Below are 23,095 nucleotides of genomic sequence, written 5' to 3'. Positions count from 1 at the left end.
CATTATTCGAGATAATAATATGAATACAAGCACATTCTTTCGCTAAATCATAAAACAATACAATCTATCGGATCGCCATAAACGTTACGGCAAAAAATGTGATCAATAGCTAAATATGGAGGGGGTTTTGGATAAATGTGAAATATTTGTTTAATGCGTGAAATAAAAAGAAACAGTTTACCCAAGCATCTCGTGGTTACTTGGGTATAGAAGTGTGGGGGAGAGGCTTCCGATTGCCTTTAGATGATAAACCCAGCTATTTAGTGTGATTGAGATTAACAGTCTTCGGTTTTTATATCGTATGAAAGAGCACCGCCCGCTTGTGTGGGGTAGTACACTTCGACATAACAAAGGTTGTGCCGGCTTACGGGCTTGTTGGCGAAGCCGATCAAAAAGTAGGGCTCGTCTGGCGAGTCTTTACCGTACCATCGGTTGATGGTGAGTTGCGGGTCAAAGCCAGCTAGGTCTTTTGCTGCGAGCACAAACTTAATCAATCCGAAATATCCAACCACATCGTTGCGACCGTCGTTATCAAGATCAATATTTTCAGTTGCACCGCCATCAACATGTTCTTGGGATTGTAAAACGGCCTTAGCATAGACTTGGTCATTGGCAGTTCGCAACGCATCACGCGCCCCGACAAGAACCGCAATACGAGCATCTTTTTGGATACTAAGAAAGCGAGGGACGGCAACCGTTCCAACAATCGCCAAGATGGTTATTGTCACGACTAACCCGATAAGAGAGAAACCTCTAGCTGCAACCATATACTGCACCATTTAAGTGGATTTTTGTGCAACTATTTTCATTTCAATGCAGGGAGCTGGTGGTATGAAAAAAGCATTAGAAAACATGACGGACTTAGGGTTTTTGAAAGTCTGATGTGAGGTCGTTATTTTGAGTTATGGTATGGCCGAGAGAAAGAGGCTGAGGTTTGTCCGAGCTGCAGTTAGATGAGTCAAATTGATGCAACCCACAAAAAACAGAGGGGGTGTTCTAACTTATTTTTGCCCCAAAGGTGCTTAGACCTTTTTACTCATTCGCATCTCGTTGCCATACTAAAAGTTATCCATTCTTCTCATGCGGTTCGCTGTTAATCCCCTAGATGTATTACGGGGGTAAATTCCAACTGTTTGCTACCTATCGGATTTTTGATTTGTTCAACTATTTAACAAACTAAACGTCTAACATGCTGATAGTACAAATCCAAAAATTTTGCTAAATTACGAAGTTAGAGAAAAACATTTGCCACAAGATTAAGAAGCTTGTTTATCGCTTCGTTCAAAGAGATGGTAACTAAAGAGTACATATGGCAGACGTCATGACTGATGAATTTGACTTAGATGAGAAACTTGAACTTGAAAGCTCTACCTTTCAAGAAAATGAATCTTTTAGTCCTTTTTCTACAAAAGATATTAAAGTTAATACTCAAACCCTTGCACTATCGTCATTGGTCAATCGCCTTCGATACAACGAAATCGATTTACAACCAAAGTTCCAGCGCAAGGGTGATCTTTGGACTAGCACTCAAATGAGTAGACTAATTGAGTCTATCCTCCTAAAAATGCCATTGCCTATCTTTTATTTCGACGTTTCTAGTCCTGATCGTTGGTTGGTTGTAGATGGGCTTCAAAGGCTTTCTACAATCAAACGGTTTGCTGTAGATAAAAAATTAAAATTAACCAATATGGAGTTTTTGACTCCTTTCAATGGTTTTAATTTTGATGAGCTACCTAGGCCTATGCAAAGAGTTATTGAAGAAACTCAAATTGTCACTTATCAGATAGAACCCCAGACCCCTAAAGAAGTTCGCTACTCGATATTCAACAGAATCAACACTGGTGGTTTAAAACTTAACTCTCAAGAAATTCGCCAGGCTTTAAATCAAAAGGGTATAGCTGTCGATTTTCTAAAACATGTTTGCGAGACAGTTGAATTTAAAGAAGTTGTAAATTTAAAAACTGACAGAATGTTAGATAGAGAACTTGCATTACGTTTTTTCGCATTTAAATTGCTAGCTGTAGATGACAACTTTAAAAATCTATCTTCGTTTTTAGACCGCGCAATCGAAGTGATAGACGAAAATACGATCCTTACTGACGAGCTAGCTAAGCTCATGTTTGATTTTAAAACAGCTCTTAGTTTGTCAGTAGACTTGTTAGGGGAAAATCACAAATTTAGTCGTTCAATTACTGGTTCAGGAAGTAAGTCTCTTAATAGAAGTCTATTTGATGTATTAACTGTTTGCTTAAGTGAAGTTAGAAATCCGTTGAAATTGATAGAATATAAAGACTATTTTAAGTCGTCTTTAATTGGAGAGATTTTACAAGAGAACTCAAAGTTTTCACAGTCTATCTATCAAGGGACTGGTTCTAAACGAGCAGTATTGGACCGCTTTGAATATATGAGAAATCTAATTAAAGAAATAGAGAATATTTAATGGCTTTAAGAAGAATAAAACTAGAAAAATTTAAAAGTTTTGAGGGTGTCGAATTACCTCTATCAAACTTAAACATTTTAGCCGGTGGCAACAGCGTTGGTAAATCATCTGTCATACAAGCTTTGCTTCTTTATAAGCAAAATCATCGAGAACTGCTATATACAAATACAATTCCTTCGGGGCGAGGAAAAATTAAAAGATTTCAAACTAACGGCAATGATATCAAAGTCGGTGATGAAGGCGATTTGCTATACTCCGGTGCAGAGGATGATACATATAAGATCTCGCTTTCTAGCCGAGTTTTCTCTTCAGAATTGACTTTTTGTAATGAAAAAGGATGGGAGATATTTTTCCCTAACGAAGTCGGAGTCAATGATCGAGAAAGAGCTACTGATATATATGATTTAGTTCTTCATTTGGAAAAAATTCGCCATATCAGCTCGAATCGTATTGGTCCAGCAATTACATACGAGCTGTCGAAACTTGATATAGAGAACAACTCTCTTGGTAATAATGGTGAATATACTGCTCATTACCTTTCTGTAAATAATTATAAAGAACTTCCAATAAAAAAACTTGTTCACGAAAAAAGTGTAACTAATTACTTACTTGAAAATGTTTCAAATTGGATGGCGGAAATAAGTGAAAATATTTATGTTAATGCGAAAGTAATTAATGAAGCACAAAAAGCTGCAATCACTTATGAGTACTCTCATGGGTTTATAAAAACTAGTGAGATCATTCCATTAAATGTGGGTTATGGTATTACTCATGTGTTACCAATTATTACTCAACTTCTTATTGCAGAGCCTAACGATATTTTAATATTGGAAAACCCAGAAGCACAACTCCATCCCAAAGCCCAAGCAAAGGTAGCCAAGTTAATCGCTTTAGCTGCTGCAAACGGAGTTCAAATTATACTTGAAACCCATAGTGACCATATTTTGAATGGTATTCGAGTTGCTACCAAAAAACGGTTGATCTCATCAGAACAGACTAACCTTTTCTTTTTTAAAAGAGAACCGGGGCATCTAGAGGTAGCCAAAACACAAGTTAAGATTTTAGAAGATGGTAGTCTTGATAATTGGCCTGAGGGTATGTTTGATGAATGGGATAATCAATTAGATCAATTGTTGTGGTAGAGGGAAATAATGCCAAATTTCGTTGTACTTAATGAAATGTCTTTGCCGCTTTGTGATCACAATTGGCTTGATCAAGTTAAGGCATATAAAAGCACTCTGGATTCACTTCGCTCCTACGGTGTCAACAGCGTTCGTGTTGAAACACATTTTAAGGATTTACCTAAGTTTACCGCTACCCAAACATTACAAGGTCTTCTTGGTGGAGTTGGCAATAAAGATTTGAATAGTCGAATTAAAAGCTTATTTCTCAACCAAACAAATACATATCAGAGTCCTTTGGTTGTTCCTACTGAAGAACCCGAAGTACACGAAGAACTTACAGTTAACAGTGCTTACTATTACAATTCTTTACCTCACTCAGGTGGAGTTGCTTGTGCAGCTGTTTGGAATACTTTAGCCCTTAGCTTTACAACGTCTGCTCAATGGATGGACAACTCCATCTCATTGAGAAAAGAAACCCTTTTAGATGACGATAGTGATGACCCAGAAATTGTCTTAACTGGCATATCGGTTCCAAACATGAGCTCATCAGAGCATGTTGAATTGCACAAAGCGCTTGTTGAAACTCTAGTTGTTGCGCCGAATAGCATTGAACGAATGAATGATTTTTGTATTCGACAGAATCAGCATTACCCTTATCGTATAGATTTTAGTGAAAAGGGGCAGACGCATTTGGAAGAGCTTTATGGTATGAAGGATACTGGCTTGATCGCTAGATTTTTCGAACTAGTAAAAAGTATAAAATCTAACCCTAACGAAGGTATTGGTAAGCCAGAACGTCTCAAAAATAACTGGTCAGGCTATTCATCTCGCCGTATTAACGGTGAGCATCGTATCGTGTATCAAATCACCGATGAAAACGTGGTTGAATTTGAGAGATGTTTGAGACATTACGAATAACGTTTTAGCCCGCTATATGGGGGCTAATTTGCCCTCACTTTAATCCATCATCGCTCTCAGTACTCTAGCGTATTTGAGAGTCTGACCAGACGGACGCTTCTATATCAGTCAATGCCTCTATCTCAAGTAATGCTATTACTGTCGACATTTGCTGCGCAGTGACTAATTGTTCCGTTGGCAGTTCCAAACGGTCATAGTGCATTTTGAATTGCACCCACTGTTCTCACAGTTTATTTAAACAAAGTTCAGCAGCTTGTTCGACGGTTAAACCACATTCAAACTCACGAAAAATATAGTTTTTTGTCATTTCGTGATACTTCATTGAATAGTCCCTCAAAAGTGGAACATATTATAGAAATTGAATTAGCAACAGTATTCAAAGTAAGTGCCCAAAGTGCGAACTGTACGAAGGCGTATTAACTGGCAAAATGTGTCTTAGAATAAGTTATTCAAGAATTGCTAATTTGGAGCAGTCGTTAGCAAGCTTTTGTCCAACTTTGAGTTAGTACACTCAATGCAATTTAAAGATAAGCAGCTGCGATTAATTGCTTTCTTCGTGGCTGCAACCGTCCTCAATTTAATTCAAGTCTACCTCTGCCGTTGACTATCACATTGGTGCGCGAGTTGCTCTTAGCCTTATAAGAGCCTTTGGGAGCGCATTCATATAGGTTTGCGAGTTAAAGGAGGAGTGGGCTGTGACTAGAGTAGTGGTGAACATGGGGCTAGTTTTTGAGGGCTCAAGAACGCTGAAACTTCGTTGGTAGGTAGAGAGAAACTAATCCCTGAAATAGCAAAGCCCAAGCACCTGCGTGGCTTGGGCTTGGGAGTCTATATGTTATCTGTTACGGCTTGTGAGCCTTGTTTGAATACAAATCGCCAGATAAACAGAACCACGGCTATGTAAGCTAGACCAACGCCAAGCGCTTGCCAGTGCATGCCGTTATACATCGCGATTGGCATCAAAGAGATGATGAAGATGTCAGTGATTGAGCCCGGAACGTAAGCGATGGCGTAATCATCAAGTACCTTGCTGCGCATTTTTGGATCAACAATGCGGAGTAGGGCAATACCCATGGCAACCGTACCTGTTAACCAACCCCAAGAGAAAATGCCTTTCTCAAACCAATCATCACCCATGATGCGTGGTGCTACCCAAAAGATTAACCAAAGCGTGAAGCAAACGCCGCCAATTGCTAGTACCACCATAGGCATTAAGTACTGAGCTAAGACGGTGATCTTGATTGCTGAGATACCAAAGATAATCAAATAATCGGTACTGATGCCCGCCGCGTGTTTGAATGCTCCGTCACATAGGTAGCGTGAGGCCTTGGTTTGTTTCGCGATGATTCGCACTAGCATGCCGCCAAGGAAGCCAGTTACGAATGTCGGGATTTGCACCTTATCGTGGAAAGAAGATAAGTAGTTGGCTGCGACATAAGAGAAAGCGGTTACGACAACCACTAACGCAGCGTGAATCGCGAAAGAATCAACCGACAGTGAAGACATGGTGTCTTTCATTACCGGTTCTTGATCATCCGGCTTAACAAGACCTTTGCGTTCGTGTTCGTCCATGCTGTCGAATGTGGTAAAGCTACGAATCCAACCCATCTTCAATGCGAATTGCAGCATGAGCATGCCGACCGAAATCGAGATGAAGATACCCACGGTTGCGAAGGTTAAACCAAGCGTGAAGCCATCTTCCCAGCCAAGTCCTGTGAAGATTTCACCAACAACAGAAGCTGAGCCATGTCCCCCCATAAAACCTGCAGACATGGTCACGCCAAAGCCAGGATTAATCTCTGGCCAGAAGAAGGTGGTGATCGCGAGACCAAACATTGCTGCAAACAACCACTGAGAAACAGAAGCGATTTGGTTGAATGCCCACAATGAGCCAGCGCGCTGTGCGACGGTTTTAGGGGATGGAACATCCGTTGCCAGACCTAACGCAGAAAAAAGTGCAGCAGTTAACAGGCTTGCGTTAGCGGTAAAGGTGTCGGTCCAAGGCAGTACGTTTAGCAGGGCTGGTCCGAAAATTAGACCGAACAATCCTGCGAGAACCGCCGATGGAATGTACATACGTTGCAGTAATGGCGTGTGAACGCGAATGACTTTTGCCAAAATCAATAGTAAGCCAGCGATGGCTAAGTCAGTCAGCATTAGACCTTTAGGCATCTTATTCTCCAGAAAATGCACTCAAGGGGTAGCGTCCTTGTGACCAACCTTGATTGAAAAGTAACTCCCAACGAAAAAAGTCACATACGTGACCAATAGAGTTGAGAAATCAATGTCGTTCTCATAAGCAAAGGAATGTGCTTATGCAGTTTGAAATGAGTGTAAATGTCGTGATTGCGCACGAACGTGAAGAGAAATTAGATTAAATTTCTCAATGTTATTTTGATAGTTCACTCAGGAAAGGCGGCAATCCTAGTCACTTTGTTAGAGCAATGCAATTGATGGGAATCAACAAATTATGTCTATTAAATGTACGTTTCTTCCTAACAGTATGAAAAATAAAGATAATTAACGAGAAATAATATTTATCATAGCGACAATAAAAGTTGATTGAGTGGTTAAGTTATCGCCGCTTTATCAGGGGGCGTTAAGGATTCACATGAGAAAGAACGAAATCGACCAAGGTCCGATTTTTAAGGGAAAGCTGTTTTGAACGATAAAGCAGGTGGATCGGCTTTGGTTTGGGAGTATGTTGATGGAGAATTTCCACCAATGTGCCAGATTGGATTTCTTGTTCAACTAAGATCTTTGGTTGCAGCAGAACGCCAGAGCCTTTTAACGCGGCAAACTTCAGCACATCACCATTATTCGAGGTCAATCGGGTGTTGCGGTTTCCAAAGGTATTAGAAGGCATGTTGACCACTTGTTGGCTTTCCCCTTGGTGATAGTGAAAGCCCAAACAATGATGGTGTTCTAAATCTTCAAGTGACTGGATAGGCTTATGCTGCTCAAGATAAGAGGGGGAAGCGCAATAAGTCATGTTGTATTCACCCAGTTTTCTTGCGACTAACGACGAATCGACTAACTCTCCGATTCGAATAATCACGTCTGCTTCGCTTCGATACGGGTCAATCAAATTGTTATCCAACATCAGCTCTACGTTCAAATCGGGAAATTCTGCTAAGAAGTCAGCCACGATGGGTGCAACGACCTTTTTGCCATAAGTGACAGGGCAGTTAACTTTTACCGTTCCGGTTGGACGGTTGATCAGCGTCTGGATTAGGTTCTCTGCGTTGGTGATGTCTTCAATAATGCGGTGGCACTCTTGATAGTAGAGTCTGCCAGCTTCAGTTAGGGACTGTTTGCGCGTGGTGCGATGAATTAGCTGTGTACCTAAGCTTTGCTCAAGAAAGCTCACGTGCTTGCCAACCATGGTTGGTGAAATATCAAAGTGGTGTGCGGCGTTACGAAAGCTGCCATGTTCGACCACGTAAGCAAAAACTTTCATGCTTGTTAATTTGTCCATTGCACACCCAGAGTTGATAAAGAAATAACTAAAGCAGAGTTTATCAATCATATGAGGTTAATTACAGTGGCGGAATGATTAAGAATGGAGAAAGAGATCCATCATGAGTGAGACGATTTTTGTTACCGCCGAACTAAAAATGAATGCCGATAAGCCAAGACAACAAATGGTTGAAGCCATTGAACAATTTTGCCTTGATATGCAGAGCGAAGCGGGATGTTTGCAAGCGAATGCGACCTACGATTCGAAAGAACCACTGCGTGTGATTCTTTGGGAGCGATATGAAAACCGTGCCGCGATTGAAGCGCATTTTGCTATGCCGCATACATAAGCGTTTATTGCGGCTGAAATGGCAGAGTTAGTCCAAGCATTCGAAACCCAAGCTCAATAGGAGACGTGAACATGAAATGGGGCATTTTAGGCACAAGCTTTATCTCAGGTGTCATGGCTGAGGCAATCCAAGGCGATGACAAGAGTGAGTTGTACGCGGTGGCTGGGCGTTCGGAGCAGAACTTGAAGGCATTCGCTGAGCAATATGGTATCGAGAACACGTTCAACGATTACGATGCATTGATTGCCGATGAGCAAGTCGACATTATTTACATCGCACTGCCAAATCACCTTCACCATGACTTTATTATCAAAGCGGCTGAGCAGGGCAAAGCGATCCTGTGTGAAAAGTCGCTTTCTGTCGATATGGAAAAAACCGAGCTGGCCCTAAAAGCAGTCGAATCGCACAAGGTATTCTTTGCTGAAGGCTTAATGTATTTACATCACCCGTTGATCAGCGAGTTGGTTTCGGTGCTTAAATCGGGAGAGATTGGTGAACTTCGCTCGATCCATACGTCTTATATCGCGTCGATTGCACAGTTTGTGAATCCAGACAGCAAAGGTGCTTTGTATAATTTGGGCTGCTACCCAATGTCTTTGGTGCATTTGGTGGTGAAAACCATGTTGGGTGAGCAAGCTTTTGAAAACTGTTCTATGACAGCGATTGGCCGAAGAGGCCATGACGGTAATATCTGTGAATCGAGCTTGATGATGCAATTCGGTGAGCAACAGACGGCGAGCGTACATACCGCAGAAGATCACGGATTGAAACACCAATTCACCATTCTGGGTAGCAAAGGCTGTATTACGTTAGACTCGAACCCATGGCTACCAGCGCAAGATAACCAGTTTAGTGTGGAAATTTACGAGACGTCGAAGCGTGAAGTGTTTGTACCGGCAGCTGGGGATGCTTTTTACTATCAAGTGCGCAATATCCGCCAAGCGGTTGAAGCCGGGCTTACATCGTTAGAGAACCCTTGTGCAACATGGGAAGATTCTCATCGTATTATGCAATTACTGACTGAGTGGGAATCACTGGCGTCAACGTAAGTCTGCACTTAAGTGAAATAGAGCAATGAATGCAAAAACGGCGCACTAAATACAATATTTAGTGCGCCGTTTCTATTTGTGTTCAGCTGGTTTAAATGCGGTTATCGCCAGTGCTGAATGCGATGACTTGACTGATTTCAGTCAGACTTCTGCCGCTTTCTTGCTGCCATTTAACAAAGGCTTTGTTGGTTGCATCGAGCGATTTTTTCGTATCTTTGCCACCTTCAATGATCTTGCAATTACGTAGATAAGCTTCAACGTCGCTAGACAGGATAAAAGTGTCGACGCCCATTTGACGCAGTGTGTAAGGGCCAGTATTTCCGCCTAAGCGATTACCGCGTTTCTTTAAATATGCCCACAAGTCGGTGACTTTTCCTTGTGGCCAATCGGCAACCATTTTACCAAAAGAGCCGTGTTCAATTTTTGCTTCGTGGATCATACGAGCGTTGGCAGGAATCGACATGACTTTGGTGAGGTGGCGAATGATACGTTTGTCAGTCGCTTTGGTTTCCCATTGTTCATCAGACAGCATCAATAGCGGCTCAATTTTAAAACCAAAAAATACCTCTTCGAAGTTCGGCCACTTATTGCGAACCACACTCCAAGAAATCCCACATTGGAATACCTTCATCGAAAATGCCGCTAGCCAACGGTCATCGGGAATCGTTGCCAGTTCTTCTTTGCTTAGTGGGTGCGACAAAAGTGCTTCAAGTTGATCTTCGCCGCCTTTGTGCTCGGCTGCACGCTGAAAAATCGCATCAAATTTCTCGATACTCATAAAGGAAGTTAGTCCTAGTTTATGTCGATATTTGCGAAACATACTACGCTTAAGTGGCTGAATCGTAAATTGATGGAGTGTCACAAATGAAGAAGGTCACAATAACGTTTGTCGGGGAAGGTTCGGATCGTATCGCAGAAAAATTTTATGCCTGGATGACCGATGGTGGGTTAGAAGACAGCATGATTGAGAATTTATCTGACCGTGAATTCTCAGTTGTCGGCATCACTGATATGGATAATGAAACGCGTGATGTGGTAATCAATACGGAAATGAACTAACGAGTTGTCTTTGGTCAGCAAGTAGAATCAGATAAAACAAAGCCCTTCACGAGAAGGGCTTTGTTGCGTTTATAAGTATGGGCACCTAGTTGTGTACCAGCGTTAAACCACTTGGTAATGCATCACCAAAGATACGCTTCGATTCGCTCTCAGAAAGTTCTTTGACTTCTGCAACCAGTGATACCCAAGATTCAGGTACCTTGCTTTGCTTCAGCTTAGTGAGAACTTGTTCACGGTAGTCGTCAGAGATATCGAATAGGCGGTCACCCGTCTTACGACAAATCATTACGGCTGCGAAAGCGATCATTGGCTCTTTCTGCCAGTTCTGTTCCAACAGCTTAGGTAACCATTGTTCCGCTTGTTCACGAGGAATGACATTGTGCTGGCTGCCATACAAAGGGGTACGTGATGCCAAGCGACCCACTGCCCACCAGTGCGCTTGTTCGAACTGATTCTGGTTGATTGCCTTGCTCAAGAACCACGTTGCCAATAGAACTTTGTCTTCGACTTCTAGGTGTTCAAGCGATGCCGCTAATCGAACCATGGATTCATAACCCATGTCTTGTGCCGCTTTGGCTGATTGTGGGTTTTTCATCGCGCCAGGGTGTAGGTATTTCGCGATGTCCGCCAAGATGGTCTCTTGTTGCTCTTGGCTCAAGCCACCTGCGATGCGACGCCAGAACACCCACCAGTCAGTCCAACCTTGATGGTTCTTAAACTGAATGTTTTGTTGGTAGAGACCCCAAACTTGCTCAATGCGCCATGAGTCGGTTGGATCGCCAAAGCCCGGACGCAACGCAAAGCCAGCCAAACGAAGCCAGTTTTTCTCGTGTTGTTCAGAACGGCGACGACGCTTACGACCTTGTGCAAAGGTATCGAAAAGTTGACGTAGGGTAGTGAAATCCCAGTCGTCACGTTTGCCAAGTTTCTTCTCAAGATCTTTGGCTAAGGTTTTGATCTCTTTGCTTTCTGCGCTTTTCTTGTTACCGCTGTAAAGGCGAGCGATCAGCTCCTTACATTCGTTCAGTTTAGGGTGAAGCTTAACTTGCTCGCTGTCGTCGGTTTGCTTGTTACGAACTTCGAACTCCAGCTCCCAACGTTTGTTATCGTCTTCTGCGCTGACACATTCCATCTTAAGCGTGCCGACTTCAGTCAACTGACACGCCAGTTGCACTTCTACGCGCTCTTTCTGGTTGGCTTGCAGTTCGGCACCTTCACCTTCAAGGGTGGTGATATAAGGCGGCAGAGGAGCAAACAAGTCCGGATCAACGTCAACCATCACACCGTTTTGAATGGCGGTGTTATTGGTTAAGGTGTCGTGGGTAGAAGTCAGCAGGTTAAAGCGAACGGGCTCACCTAGGGTAAGCGAGAAGCGACGACCACTTAAGCGGATCTCGTGACTTTCTTCTGTACCTTTTGCAAGCAAACAGAGCGCTTTGCCCATTTTGTTCTTTTCTTGAAGATGCAAGAAGTAAGAACGCGCTGCACCACCACCAATTTTTAGCTGTGCGCCACGACGTGCTTTACCAAACGCAACAGCACCCAGTGCAACCGACCAATCTGGATGTGGGTTGTCTAATACTGTAACCGGTGCGCCGCGCCAATCGGAAAGGAGGGTAGTGACACGCTCAGTCACAAGCTCACTGTTGAATACTCCACCATTGAGTAGTAAACCGACTGGAATTGCATTTTGTTTGTCGTCTTCGATGCCGAGAGCGGCACGAGACACTTGCTGATGCGTCGTTAAGAACTCAGCAACGTGCTTGCTCACTGCTGGATCGGCAACGTATGGAAGACCAAACTCGACAACGGCGCTGCGGCGTTTGTCTGGTACTTCACTGAAATCAGAAAGTGGGAAGAAGCCATCTAAAGCGATTTGGTGCACTTCTTGTTTGCTCAGCCCAATACTCTTTGTTCCGCCAAGAAGCTTCGAACCGCTGCCTAGCATGGTGATTTTCACTTCTTCAGGTGCATTCGCTGAAAGTAGGTTCTCTTTCGCTTTACGCGTTTGTTGAATCAGCTTAGTCAGGCTTGCTGCAGTGAGCTTCTTACTCTGATTGAAGCGGCTTTCCGCAAGGTGCGCGAGTGCTAAGTCGAGGTTATCACCACCAAGCATCAAGTGTTCGCCAACGCCAATACGATCAAGGGCTAGCTCATCTTGAGAAGAGAAACTGGCTTCAATCAAGCTTAAGTCGGTGGTACCACCGCCCACATCGCACACCAGAATCAGTGGCAGCTCTTTGAGCTCATCGGCTGCGGTTTGCTGGTGGCGTGCGTACCAGTCGTAACAAACCGCTTGTGGCTCTTCGAGCAGGACGATTTTCTTTAAACCCGCCAGCTCAGCCGCTTCAAGCGTGAGCTTACGAGCGGTTTCATCGAACGATGCAGGAACGGTCACAACCACATCTTGGTCTTCTAACTTATTGCTAGGATGACGGTAGTTCCATGCTTGGCGAATATGGTTGAGGTAGCTTGCGCTGGCAATAACGGGAGAGACTTTATCTACGTCTTGCGCGCCAGCCCAAGGAAGAATGTCTGAGCTACGATCCACTGCTTGGTGCGATAGCCAGCTTTTTGCACTGGATACCTGACGTCCTTCCACCTTAGCGCCTAATTCACGAGCCCATTCACCCACGATCACATTACTAATGTCGCCAGATACAGGTTTGTTTTCCCAAGGGAGTGTCAGGTCAGAAGGGGAGATTTGACCAACCGCAGGGTGATAGCGGAAAGAGGGCAGCAATGGTTTACGAACCACTTCACCCGGACCAATCAATTGGTCGATGTCGAATAGGGATACTTCGGATTGTTCAAGGTTGTCGGTGATTTCACAGTACGCCACCACAGTGTTTGTGGTGCCAAGGTCAATACCAACAAGAAAACGAGGAGATGCCATACAAACCTTCGTGTATTTAAAAACGGCACCCGATTGGATGCCGTTTGATTTTCTATTTATTCTTCTTCGTTTGAGTCGCTTTTCGCGTCTTCGCGTACATCGAACTCAACATGCCATTTTTGACCGTTATCAGCGGCAATGGCTTCTAAGTAAAGCGTACCAAGTTCTGTCACGCGAGAGGCTAGGGTTACTGGAACCACTTCACCTTCACGACGACCTTCAGATACTGGCAGCGTTACTTGGATTTCTGGTAGCTCTTCAAGCTCTTCTGGTGCCCAGTAGTCTAGGTGAGTACCCGCTAGGTCATCACGACGAACGGTTGAGCCGAAGAATTGGAAGTTAACTGGCTGACCGATGATCAAACCAAACTCTTGGCTTGGTACGTCAACGCTTGAGCCTTCTTCCATACCAAATGGTGCAACACAAAGTGCTTCCATTGGCGGCGCCATGCCCGGAATCGCTGGCATCGCACTTTCGATACCCACGTAGTACGCCGAAGCAATACCACCGCGGATACGAACGCCTTGACCACGACGTACAGAGCCGTAGTAAGCCGCACCGCTAGCAACCGCAAGGTCTAGATCCACACCTGTTAGGCGTTTCGCCATTTCAGCATCGGCTTCAAGTAGCCATTCGTTGATAGTGTCTTCTAGACGAGTTGCTAGAAGTTTCGATTTCAGAACACCACCGTTGAATAGGATTGCGGTTGGCTTGATGAAGTCAGCTGACTGCGCTGCATCCGCACCTGGCATACCAGGCATGTTAGCAAATGGGTTGAAATCTTGAGCTGCTGCTTCGCCGCCATTTCCTGAAGCAGAAAGGGCATTGGCTTGCTTAGACAAGAACGCTGCAATGTGACGAGTAATACCCGCATCTTGCGCGTAAGGCAGGCCCATTTGCGTTAGTGCACCACGGTTACGTTGAACAGGGTGGTCCGTAATCGCAACTTGAGGGAAGAAGCCGTCAACCAGTGTTTGTTGTACTTCTTCTTGAGTCAGTTCTGTTTTCAGCGTTGCGCCAAGCAGTTTTGAACCACGGCTTGGTACCACGATTGGCACTGACTGAAGTTCGCTGTCGTTCAATAGTGCTTCTTTCGCGTCACGACATGCGTGCGTCATCGCCTGAACTTGCCATGGCTGTAGCTCTTTGCCTTCTTGCGCTAGCTTCATCTTCAAGCGGTACGCAAGTGCAAGGTCCATGTTGTCACCGCCAAGTAGGATGTGTTCACCTACCGCGATGCGGTTCAGAGTTAGGTTGCCGTCATCTTCAGTGACTTCAACCAAAGAAAGGTCGGTTGTACCACCACCGATATCGACCACAAGTACGATGTCGCCAACTTCAACTTCGTCGCGCCATTTGTCGTCACTGTTATCAATCCAGTTGTAAAGCGCAGCTTGTGGCTCTTCTAGAAGCGTTAGGTGCACGAAACCAACGTTGCGTGCTGCTTCGGCTGTTAGATCACGAGCAGCAGGATCGAAAGAAGCAGGAACCGTAATAGTCACGTCTTGATCGGCAAGGTTGTGATTTGGATTGGTGTGATTCCAAGCATCTTTTAGGTGCTCTAGGTAAAGCTCTGTCGCGCGAAGAGGGGATACTTTTTCTACTTCTTCTGGGCTACCTGCTGGCAGGAATGCATCACGACGGTTCACACCAGCGTGGCAAAGCCAAGATTTCGCACTTGCAACAAGACGAATTGGTGTTTTTGAACCTAGGTTACGTGCAATCGCACCAACCAGAGCTTTTGGCTCGCTCGACCACGGAAGAACGCGTGATTGCGGATTCATTTCGTGCTCGTGCGGCTGGTATAGGAAAGAGCCTAATTGGCTACGAGTCTCTACTGTGCCTGGCGCAGTAAGTTGCGGGATAGGCATTACTTCAACGCGAGCGTCTTCATCGTGTGTATCAACAAAAGACATCACACAGTGTGTTGTACCTAAGTCGATACCGACACTGAATTTAGGCGTCTGTTGAGTTTCAACAGACGCTTCTTGAGAATGGTTTTCTTGGTTCATGTGTTCCATTAAAGCTCAACCTCAGCTGGAGCGATCACAGATGTGTCGTAATTCTCTGCAAGTTTAGGCAACGTCATTGATGTTGCTTTCCAACCTTTGTGAACTAGTGTGCCGTTGAATGGCGCGCTACCTGTTACGTTACCTGTTAGGCGGATTTCTTGTGGGTTGAAGCCTTCTTCAACCGTAATGCGAGTTTCTTCGTCTTCGTTGCGAACGTGTGCAAGCGTCACGTAGTCGTTCAGTACTTTCTGACCGCCAGTGTGGATTACGCGAGCAGCTGCGCCCACCTCTTCATCAGAGAATGACGTTAGGTCTTCTTTTAGGAAGTCAATCAGACGAGCTTCTTGCTGCATGATAGAAAGTAGCTGCATTGCAGAGTCTGTAGATGCCGTTGCAAGTTTCGATTCAACTTCTACAACACGCTCTACGACTTTCTCTACTTCCACTACTTTTTCTACTTCAACGATCTTCTCGACTGGCTTTTCAACCTCGACGATTTTCTCGACAGGTTTCTCTACCACTTTCTCAATAACTTTAGATTTGCGAGATACCGCGATTAGAAGAAGCAAAACGCTCGAAGCGGCAAGACCTGCGTGCAGCATATCGAACGTTTGAGGAATTAGGTTCAAATCAATGTTCATGACGTTTTTTCTCTTTCTATTGATTTATTGGCGCTTAGTATTGGCTCATATCTATTTACTAAAGGAATCGACTTTGCGATCTGCACCAAGTTTAGACACTAAAATGATGGCGGATGGTAGCATATTCAAGGCTTAAGACTGTAATAATTCGTGAATATAACGCATGATTAGCATGAATATTCAACGATTAGATGCATATAGGTGCAATGTTGCTTGATGTTTACACACCTCTGGCGCAGTATCGCACAGCAAACGACGTTAAACGCGCATTTGACGTGGATGGGGCATGACTAGAAATACACTTCAAAAACCTTTTTTCTCTCGCTACAAAGCAACGATGTCTGCCTTTGGGGCATCTGTGATCATTACGTGGGTATTTGTATTCGTCGCCTATGTAATTCAGCAAAAATACACCACGACCATTTTTGACAGTTTAGCTCAGAGACAAGCTGAATCTTTAAAAACTTATGTACAAACTGATCTAGCCTTCATCGGTTCTGGCGCTAACTTCTTTCATTCGATAGACAAAATACACTGGAATCGATTCCCGATTTTTGCTCGTCAAGTTATTGATAGCTCTCCGAGTTTAATCGGCTTGCAATGGATGCAAAAAGTTACACCTCAACAACTCCCTGAACATGTAAAGCAAGTGCGGAAAACGTTTCCGAACTTTCAGGTATTCACAGTTCCAAAAGAGCAACCTAAGACATTCGGTTACATACTTCCTGATGATAAACCTGTTTATATCGCTTCTGATATTTACCCAAGAACACCATCGAATATCGATTTACTTGGTTTCTATTCTTCGAGGCTAAGATTTGATTTGATTCTAGAAGATATTGTCGCCAGTGGTGGTGCTAATATTTCGGATAAAGTGCGCCTTTTGCAAGATGGTTATGACCGGTCATTAGAGAAGACAGGGCTCTTGGTCTATCACCCTGTTTTCGAAAGGGATAGTAAGGAGCTATTGGGTGTAGTTGTTGGCGTAGTTCGTAGCACGGTTTATTTCGATGATTTGATCACTAAAACGGCTACCGAGCTAGAGATGCTAGTGAAAGTAAGTGATCTAGGATTTGATGCACACGACGACCCGGTGCTGTTTCAAAGTGAAGACTGGGACTCACACGATGGGAAAATCATTAAGAAGACGATCCAACTTCCCAATCGAGATTGGTTAATTGAGTTCAAGTTAACGGATATGGTCTCTCCCTGGGAGCGCTCGGTACTTTATGGCATCGCACTAGGTGGTTTTATTATTTCTGTTCTCGTCGCGTATATCGTTAATTTGCAATCTCGCGAGAAAGAACGCCTGGCCAAGATGTTAGAAGCCAAAACTCGAGAGTTAACATCGATGGCTGAACGTGATCCTCTTACACATCTTTATAACCGACGGGCATTTAATGACCACTTGCTGCATTTCATTAATAATGGTGTTGGCTTTACCTTAATAGGCTTTGATATCGACTGTTTCAAGCAGATCAACGACAAGCACGGTCATTTGGTTGGTGATGAGGCCTTAATTCATGTTACTAAGCTTGTATCTGCTAACTTGAATAAAGGTGATAAATTTTACCGTTCCGGCGGTGATGAGTTTTGTATTCTTAGTCGTATGACGGATAAACCGAGTTTGGAAGTCTATCTTGAGAAACTGCGTGGTGTCGTTGCTAGCACCCCAATGGAGTACGCAGATAGTATCGTACTATGTTCTCTGAGCATTGGCGCTGCACTTCATGATGGTGAAGATCCGGAAGCTCTTTTTCAAAAAATGGATGTACAACTCTACCTTAGTAAGAAAAATGGACGAAACTTAGTGTCGATTGCTGATTAATTCAGCGAGCAAGTTCGAGTTTTGATATTGGTTACGGTAGAATCCAACGCTTTCAAATTTACGCTAGGAATCAAGACAAACTATGAATCATAACCGTGTCGTGTGCTTTGATTTAGAAATGTGCTGTTGGAGTGAGAACGGCGTTGGCCGCACTGGAGAGATCATCGAAGTAGGTCTAGCGGAAATAGATTTGTCTAAAGGCGAAATCGTCAAGCGCGCACAATACTATGTGAAACCGGAACATGATGAGGTCTCGCTATTTTGTGTTGAGTTAACGGGCATTACCCCTCGTAAGATTGAAAAGCAGGGCCGACCTCTAGAAGAGGTGCTTAAGTCGATGTTGAAGAACTTCGGTGGTCGTAACAAGATCTACGCTTCTTGGGGGCGTGATGATCTTATCCTGCTTGAAGAGTGCCAACAGAAGGGCATTGATGCACCATTCACCGAGTTCATTAACCTAGCGACCTTGTACCGTATTCAAAATCGCCTGAAAGACAAGCGAATTGGCCATAAAGCCGCACAAGAAGCGAAAGGTATTGAGTGGGAAGGTCGCCAGCACTCAGGCTATGTTGACGCTTATAACTTAGCGAAACTTGCACTGACCATGTTGTAATACCAATTCCATCAATCTTTCATTGGATTTTAGTTTTTTCGTCATAAGCCAACACCAAATTAGTTATTAATAACAACAATGTAGGCTAGGTTATGGAAGGCAAGACGATTTGATTTGGTAGAACCCAAACGAGAGACACAAAAAACGCGCTCATGAGGCGCGTTTTTTATTGGTTCTTACTTTTGCTGGGACGGTTTTACTGAGACTGTAATTTTGCTCGAATAAAGTCACTATGGTCGACGTAAAGTAACTCTGCCGTTTTACGGATTACTGCGTCTTCCTGCGGGTCAATTTCACCGTCAGCGTAAGCCACTTCCCACATACTTTTGATTAGGTCATAGCGTGTTTCTTGTGAAAGCTCACGCAGTTGTGAAGTAAAGTCGTAAAGAGAAGTCGATTCAGCTGACTTACTCTGAGCTTGAGTAAGTAGTGTGCTGGCCTCTTCTTCCGTCAGTGACAGCAATTTCATAATTAAAGAGTGTTTGCTGGATTGCTCTTTTTCATCTATTTGGTTGTCTGCCCCAGCTACTTCGCATAGGAGACATGCGATTGCCATATTTGGTGACAGCGTATTTGATTGGCTAAGGTCTGAGCCTTCAATAAGTTGTTTAAATAATGAAGTAAGCGAATTAAACATGTTAAGCACCAAGCTGTTATCTATTTGTTTAAGATGGTATTGGTTTGAACAAATCTCAAGGTCTTGATGAAATTTGATCAAGATCTCATACGAATGAGTGGGCGATATTGCTCAATACAGAATTTGACCACTAAAAAGTGGACTTATTCCTCAACCTTAGTTGGTGGGAAATGTATTGAGTCACCTTCGCCAGTTAAGATGCTGATATTGCATGGTTTTCCATCTTCATCTAACCTCAGTTCTCCAATCGCGCTTTGGTTCACTAATCGATAGAAATTGTGATTACTTGGCGCACGCTTGAAAATCTTCAACCGTTTACGTTTAGTAAACCAGTTCAACGGTGAGCGGGGGCTGTACAAAAGTCTGTCCATCGCATCACAAGCTGACAGCAATTGAGCCGGAAATTGGTTCTTAATCCCGCTACAGGTGATTTGATAGATGTTCGGACTATTGCGGCGGAAACGCAATTTGATGTCGTATGCGAACGAGTAGTGCACATCTCCGGAAAGAATCACAAAGTTGGTTGGCGTTTTGGTGTGAGTAAAAATACTGATCAGGGTATTCGCACTGCCCGGATGAGCCATCCAGTTTTCTGCGTCAATCAGTAGCGGTTGGCCACAACTAGTCATGATGCGTTGCAGCGTTTCAATAAACTTCACACCGAACATTGGTGCCGCTGAGACGACAATCACTTTGTCTTGATGCATCAGTTCTTGCTGGAACTCGATTAAGGCTTCCCAATCCATCAAGCCAGATGGTTTGTTCATGCGTGATTCTGAACGCCAGCGACGAGTCCGGGTATCTAGCACTACCACTTTGGGTGAAGTGTGGATGGTGTAGTGCCAATCTTCAAAACGATAGAGGTATTGGATGAAGTCGTCTTGAGACTCAGGCGTAAGTTCATCAAAATAACGGCGTGCGTGTTCAATAAAAGGTGCATCGAACTTTTCTGGTGCGTTCCCCCAACCTTGGCACAGCCAATACGCAACTAAGCTATTACCGATAATACGATTGGAGAAGCGATTCTCGTAGGCGGATTTTTCCCAGCCAACGGTCAGGTTCCAATCGTCAGTAACGTCATGATCATCGAAGATCATGTAAGTTGGAATATGGGCGAGCAAACGTTGAACTTTGTCCAAACCTTCGACAAACGCATCGATATGCACTTTTTCATCACGCCAATGCTGCTGCCATTTGGGCTCTAGCGCTTTTCCGCCGGTCGTAAATTGTCTATCCAACAAACGTTCGCGATTGACTAACGTCCAAGGTACTGGAGACCAAACGAGCAGGTACATCGCAAACAGTTCGGCAAAGCTGATTAAGTGGTTTTCACATTCACGAGAGCTGAAAATCGGCGTGCCGCGATGAGGAAATAGTTTGGTGAGCAAGCTGCCGTCGTCAACATAATGGGGCAGAATGTTATCGCGGCCATAAAAGCAATCTGGACTTTGATACAGTTCTTGCGTGTTTTTAATCGGCGCGTGTTCGAATTCTTCATCAGGCAAGCCTAATAGCTCGGCCACTTGTTCTATTGCATCCAACATCGGACCCGCCACATGGTCAGCATAAATCTGATCGCCACTCATCATTAGCATGTCTGGGCGCTCTGTGGTTTGCTGGCTGGCAACCTTTGCGTCTGCTTGGACAAGCGTATCTTTGCTAAAGTGGTGGGGGTTACGGCAAGAACCGTGTAATACATACTCAGCTTTTTCGCTGATCAGGAACTCAATCCCTTGGGTAGAATTATTGTCATCAGCATACACGAGATGGGGCATCAACTCGGTTAACAAACCGGATTGAGTATAGATTTGATAACGCAGTGCTTTGTGGGTAGGAAATTCGCCATGCAGCGTCAACATGCAAACCCAAGCACGTTTGCCCACTTGCAATAGATGCTCTGTTGAGACTGGCTCAGAATAGTAATATTCACCAGTGTCAGCATCGCTGATTTCAACCAAGCCTTCGAGAGGTTGTGTTGTCACCAACCAAATGTTCACTTCCGTCGCGGTGACTTTTCTTAAAATCGGACCGGCAAAAATCAGAGGAAGGGAGGAAAGTTTGTTGGTATTGAGCGATGTTGGCAAAGTGGTTCCTTATTGTTCTGAATCTTCTTCGAGTATTTCGATAACTTGTGAGCTGCTAAGTTCATGTCCCATCAGAAACAAACCTAACATCGCGTCAGCTTTTGAAGCATTGTCGCTATCTTCATCGAGAATTTGCTGTAATCGAGTACGAATCAACTCTATCTCATGCTCAACAAATCCGCGACCTTCCTCCTCTCCTTGTATTTCTTCAGGGGCGTTATCAAACTGAAGAAAAAGAAGATCACCGTCTAATTGTGTACTAACTAACCGTTCGGGTAGCCAGGATTCTCCCATTACGATATCTGGATCGTTTTGTTGAGATAAATCGTTAAGAACGGTGATGAGTTCGGAAGCTTTCACATTAATTTCATTAGGTTGGGTTTAATCTATACGCATTTCTATAAGTACAGCGCTCTAGTCACTCGACAATGAACAGAACACTTAACTCTTTACCACAAAACTTTTTAGCACATCTGTTTACTAATGCACCTGACATAAAGTCTGTGAAGTTAGCGCAATATTAGTTACGATTATTGTAACGGCTAATACTTAAATAACATAAGCTTAAAATAGCATTCTGAGAACGTTTGGCTTTTTATCAACCAATTTCCTATTTGGAGCCTCATGAAGAAAACAACACAAGCAGTGGCTATCTTGGCGATATCCAGTGTTTCCTTGCCCGCTTTATCCTCATCAGAACAAGAGTGGGGGATTGCAGCCATGTATCGTACAGCAGCGATACCTTTTTATACTGCGAATGATGACTCAACCGTTAGTACGTTTGTGCCTATGATGTTCTTCGAAAATGAGCATCTGTATATCCGAGGGCTTGAAGGTGGGGTTTATTTATATGACGAGGAAGATTCTCCTTGGCAAGTGAGTGGTATTACTCGTTTACGTTTTCTCGATATACCTAAGACGGTACAAAATGCATTTGAAGGAGATCGTGTCGATTTCGGTGCTCAGCTTCAATACCGTTTTGATGACAATTGGCGTACAGAAGTGGAGCTCATGACAGATGATGAGTTTCAGTTCCACTCGAACTTCCGTTTCGCCGCTAAGTATGAATTCGGCGATTGGGAACTCGAACCCTCTTTGACTTTCCGCTACAAAGATGCCGATTTTAATAGTGCGTATTATTCATTCTCCGATGTGACAGGAGAGCGAATCGGTGCTGGTATAGATGCAAACCTAGGTGTCAAAGCCCGATACCATGTTATTTCAAACCTTTATTTACTCGGGCAAACCAGCGTTACAAGACTAGATAGTTCCGCATATAACAGTAAGATTGTTGAGGACCGCTACCAAGGTGAAGTTTTTGTTGGTTTCGGTTTCTTTAACGATAAGGGTAAAGAGCTCAAATCTGAGCTAAGTAACCGCCCTTATCTACGCGTAGCACACGGCTGGGCGACGCCATCCAATATCGGGGATATCTTTAAATTCAACGCCGAAAAGGATGAGTACAACAATCAACTTACTTCGCTTTTCTATGGCCATCCGTTAACCGACGAGATATTCGGTTTCCCGCTTGATATTTATTTAACGCCAGGTCTTGTGCATCACTGGTCTTCAGAGGTGCAATCATCAAGTACGGAATATGTTGTGGCAATCAAGGCGTACTACACGTTTAATTGGCCAACCATGTGGCGTTTTGGTGTCGCTGAAGGGATGTCGTATATTGATAATGTCACATACATTGAAGGAACTGAGATGGAAGAGAAAGGCTACACCGCTAGTAACTTACTCAACTATCTGGATTTCTCGTTTGACGTAAACGTAGGTGATTTGTTCAATCAGAGAGATTGGGAAAACATGTGGGTCGGTTACTCGCTGCATCACCGTAGTGCTATTTTCGAGAGTGCTTCCCAGTTTGGCCGCATTAAAGGTGGCAGTAACTACAATACGATTTACTTTCAGTATGAGTTTTAGCTGATAAATCAAAAAGGGATTGGCGCGAACCAATCCCTTTTTGTTTGTATTCAATG

General features: G+C 43.9%; 19 protein-coding genes and 1 pseudogene. 9 read left to right on the top strand and 11 right to left on the bottom strand.

Annotated features, from left to right (window positions below; all coding sequences use genetic code 11):
* Positions 1-275: 275 nt before the first annotated feature.
* On the bottom strand, positions 276-767 hold the full coding sequence (locus ACTS60_RS12015; RefSeq protein WP_138954177.1) for a type II secretion system protein: 492 nt from the start codon (positions 765-767) through the stop codon (positions 276-278).
* 542 nt (positions 768-1,309) lie between these two features.
* Between ACTS60_RS12015 and ACTS60_RS12010 the strand changes: the two genes are divergently transcribed.
* Genes ACTS60_RS12010 through ACTS60_RS12000 form a run of 3 tightly spaced genes read left to right on the top strand, consistent with a single transcriptional unit; the run spans position 1,310 to position 4,482 of the window.
* Positions 1,310-2,440, top strand: a complete 1,131-nt coding sequence (locus ACTS60_RS12010; RefSeq protein WP_440888423.1) for a DUF262 domain-containing protein — start codon at positions 1,310-1,312, stop codon at positions 2,438-2,440.
* On the top strand, positions 2,440-3,582 hold the full coding sequence (locus ACTS60_RS12005) for an AAA family ATPase (RefSeq protein ID WP_440888422.1): 1,143 nt from the start codon (positions 2,440-2,442) through the stop codon (positions 3,580-3,582). Before ACTS60_RS12010 ends, ACTS60_RS12005 begins: the two co-directional genes overlap by 1 nt.
* 9 nt (positions 3,583-3,591) lie before the next feature.
* Positions 3,592-4,482, top strand: coding sequence for a Txe/YoeB family addiction module toxin (locus ACTS60_RS12000; RefSeq protein ID WP_440888421.1), 891 nt, complete (start codon positions 3,592-3,594; stop codon positions 4,480-4,482).
* Between the two features lie 39 nt (positions 4,483-4,521).
* Here ACTS60_RS12000 and ACTS60_RS11995 read toward each other — a convergent pair.
* The 3 genes and pseudogenes from ACTS60_RS11995 to ACTS60_RS11985 all read right to left on the bottom strand — a co-directional run bounded on the left by ACTS60_RS11995 (position 4,522) and on the right by ACTS60_RS11985 (position 7,960).
* Positions 4,522-4,804 (bottom strand): annotated as a pseudogene (locus ACTS60_RS11995) (regulator).
* 506 nt (positions 4,805-5,310) lie between these two features.
* Entirely contained in the window at positions 5,311-6,654 is a 1,344-nt protein-coding gene (locus ACTS60_RS11990; protein WP_010447751.1) for a sodium/glutamate symporter, read from the bottom strand.
* A gap of 427 nt (positions 6,655-7,081) precedes the next feature.
* The gene (locus tag ACTS60_RS11985; protein ID WP_440888420.1) at positions 7,082-7,960 is read right to left on the bottom strand and encodes a LysR family transcriptional regulator; all 879 of its coding nucleotides are present in this window, start codon (positions 7,958-7,960) and stop codon (positions 7,082-7,084) included.
* A 103-nt stretch (positions 7,961-8,063) separates the two neighbouring features.
* Between ACTS60_RS11985 and ACTS60_RS11980 the strand changes: the two genes are divergently transcribed.
* Positions 8,064-8,291, top strand: coding sequence for a putative quinol monooxygenase (locus ACTS60_RS11980; RefSeq protein ID WP_440888419.1), 228 nt, complete (start codon positions 8,064-8,066; stop codon positions 8,289-8,291).
* A 71-nt stretch (positions 8,292-8,362) separates the two neighbouring features.
* Complete coding sequence (locus ACTS60_RS11975) at positions 8,363-9,340, top strand: Gfo/Idh/MocA family protein (protein WP_440888418.1); 978 nt, start codon at positions 8,363-8,365, stop codon at positions 9,338-9,340.
* 91 nt (positions 9,341-9,431) lie between these two features.
* Here the strand turns inward: ACTS60_RS11975 and ACTS60_RS11970 are convergent, their stop codons facing one another.
* Positions 9,432-10,118 carry a DNA-3-methyladenine glycosylase I gene (locus ACTS60_RS11970; protein WP_440888417.1) on the bottom strand — a complete coding sequence of 229 codons (687 nt, stop codon included), beginning with the start codon at positions 10,116-10,118 and terminating at the stop codon, positions 9,432-9,434.
* Between the two features lie 86 nt (positions 10,119-10,204).
* Between ACTS60_RS11970 and ACTS60_RS11965 the strand changes: the two genes are divergently transcribed.
* On the top strand, positions 10,205-10,399 hold the full coding sequence (locus ACTS60_RS11965; RefSeq protein WP_171052030.1) for a hypothetical protein: 195 nt from the start codon (positions 10,205-10,207) through the stop codon (positions 10,397-10,399).
* A gap of 85 nt (positions 10,400-10,484) precedes the next feature.
* Here the strand turns inward: ACTS60_RS11965 and ACTS60_RS11960 are convergent, their stop codons facing one another.
* From ACTS60_RS11960 to ACTS60_RS11950, 3 genes are read right to left on the bottom strand one after another with little or no spacing between them, the layout of a single operon-like run.
* Positions 10,485-13,295: an Hsp70 family protein gene (locus tag ACTS60_RS11960; RefSeq protein ID WP_440888416.1), complete on the bottom strand. Its 2,811-nt coding sequence runs from the start codon at positions 13,293-13,295 to the stop codon at positions 10,485-10,487.
* Between the two features lie 56 nt (positions 13,296-13,351).
* Positions 13,352-15,316 carry an Hsp70 family protein gene (locus tag ACTS60_RS11955; RefSeq protein ID WP_138941082.1) on the bottom strand — a complete coding sequence of 655 codons (1,965 nt, stop codon included), beginning with the start codon at positions 15,314-15,316 and terminating at the stop codon, positions 13,352-13,354.
* A complete protein-coding gene (locus ACTS60_RS11950; RefSeq protein WP_440888415.1) occupies positions 15,316-15,948 on the bottom strand; it encodes a DUF2760 domain-containing protein in 633 nt (210 codons plus the stop codon). The genes ACTS60_RS11955 and ACTS60_RS11950 overlap by 1 nt, the downstream gene beginning before the upstream one ends.
* 286 nt (positions 15,949-16,234) lie before the next feature.
* Here ACTS60_RS11950 and ACTS60_RS11945 point away from each other — a divergent pair, with 286 nt between their 5' ends.
* Both ACTS60_RS11945 and ACTS60_RS11940 read left to right on the top strand, forming a co-directional pair.
* Complete coding sequence (locus ACTS60_RS11945; protein WP_440888414.1) at positions 16,235-17,776, top strand: sensor domain-containing diguanylate cyclase; 1,542 nt, start codon at positions 16,235-16,237, stop codon at positions 17,774-17,776.
* 82 nt (positions 17,777-17,858) lie between these two features.
* Entirely contained in the window at positions 17,859-18,389 is a 531-nt protein-coding gene (locus tag ACTS60_RS11940) for a 3'-5' exonuclease (protein ID WP_010447770.1), read from the top strand.
* A gap of 196 nt (positions 18,390-18,585) precedes the next feature.
* Here ACTS60_RS11940 and ACTS60_RS11935 read toward each other — a convergent pair whose 3' ends face one another.
* From ACTS60_RS11935 to ACTS60_RS11925, 3 genes are all read right to left on the bottom strand, one after another.
* Positions 18,586-19,026 (bottom strand): TerB family tellurite resistance protein, encoded by a 441-nt coding sequence (locus tag ACTS60_RS11935; RefSeq protein WP_440888413.1) that lies wholly within the window; start codon positions 19,024-19,026, stop codon positions 18,586-18,588.
* 143 nt (positions 19,027-19,169) lie between these two features.
* Positions 19,170-21,110, bottom strand: a complete 1,941-nt coding sequence (locus ACTS60_RS11930) for an alkaline phosphatase D family protein (RefSeq protein WP_440888412.1) — start codon at positions 21,108-21,110, stop codon at positions 19,170-19,172.
* A gap of 9 nt (positions 21,111-21,119) precedes the next feature.
* On the bottom strand, positions 21,120-21,470 hold the full coding sequence (locus tag ACTS60_RS11925; protein ID WP_440888411.1) for a hypothetical protein: 351 nt from the start codon (positions 21,468-21,470) through the stop codon (positions 21,120-21,122).
* 264 nt (positions 21,471-21,734) lie between these two features.
* Here ACTS60_RS11925 and ACTS60_RS11920 point away from each other — a divergent pair, with 264 nt between their 5' ends.
* Positions 21,735-23,039: a MipA/OmpV family protein gene (locus ACTS60_RS11920; protein WP_440888410.1), complete on the top strand. Its 1,305-nt coding sequence runs from the start codon at positions 21,735-21,737 to the stop codon at positions 23,037-23,039.
* The last annotated feature ends 56 nt before the right edge of the window (positions 23,040-23,095 follow it).

The sequence above is a fragment of the Vibrio sp. WZ-1 genome (assembly GCF_052037695.1).
In the GTDB taxonomy this organism is placed as follows: domain Bacteria; phylum Pseudomonadota; class Gammaproteobacteria; order Enterobacterales; family Vibrionaceae; genus Vibrio.
The sequence above is the reverse complement of the archived record's forward strand: the minus strand, read 5'-3'. Positions and strand labels throughout refer to the sequence as shown.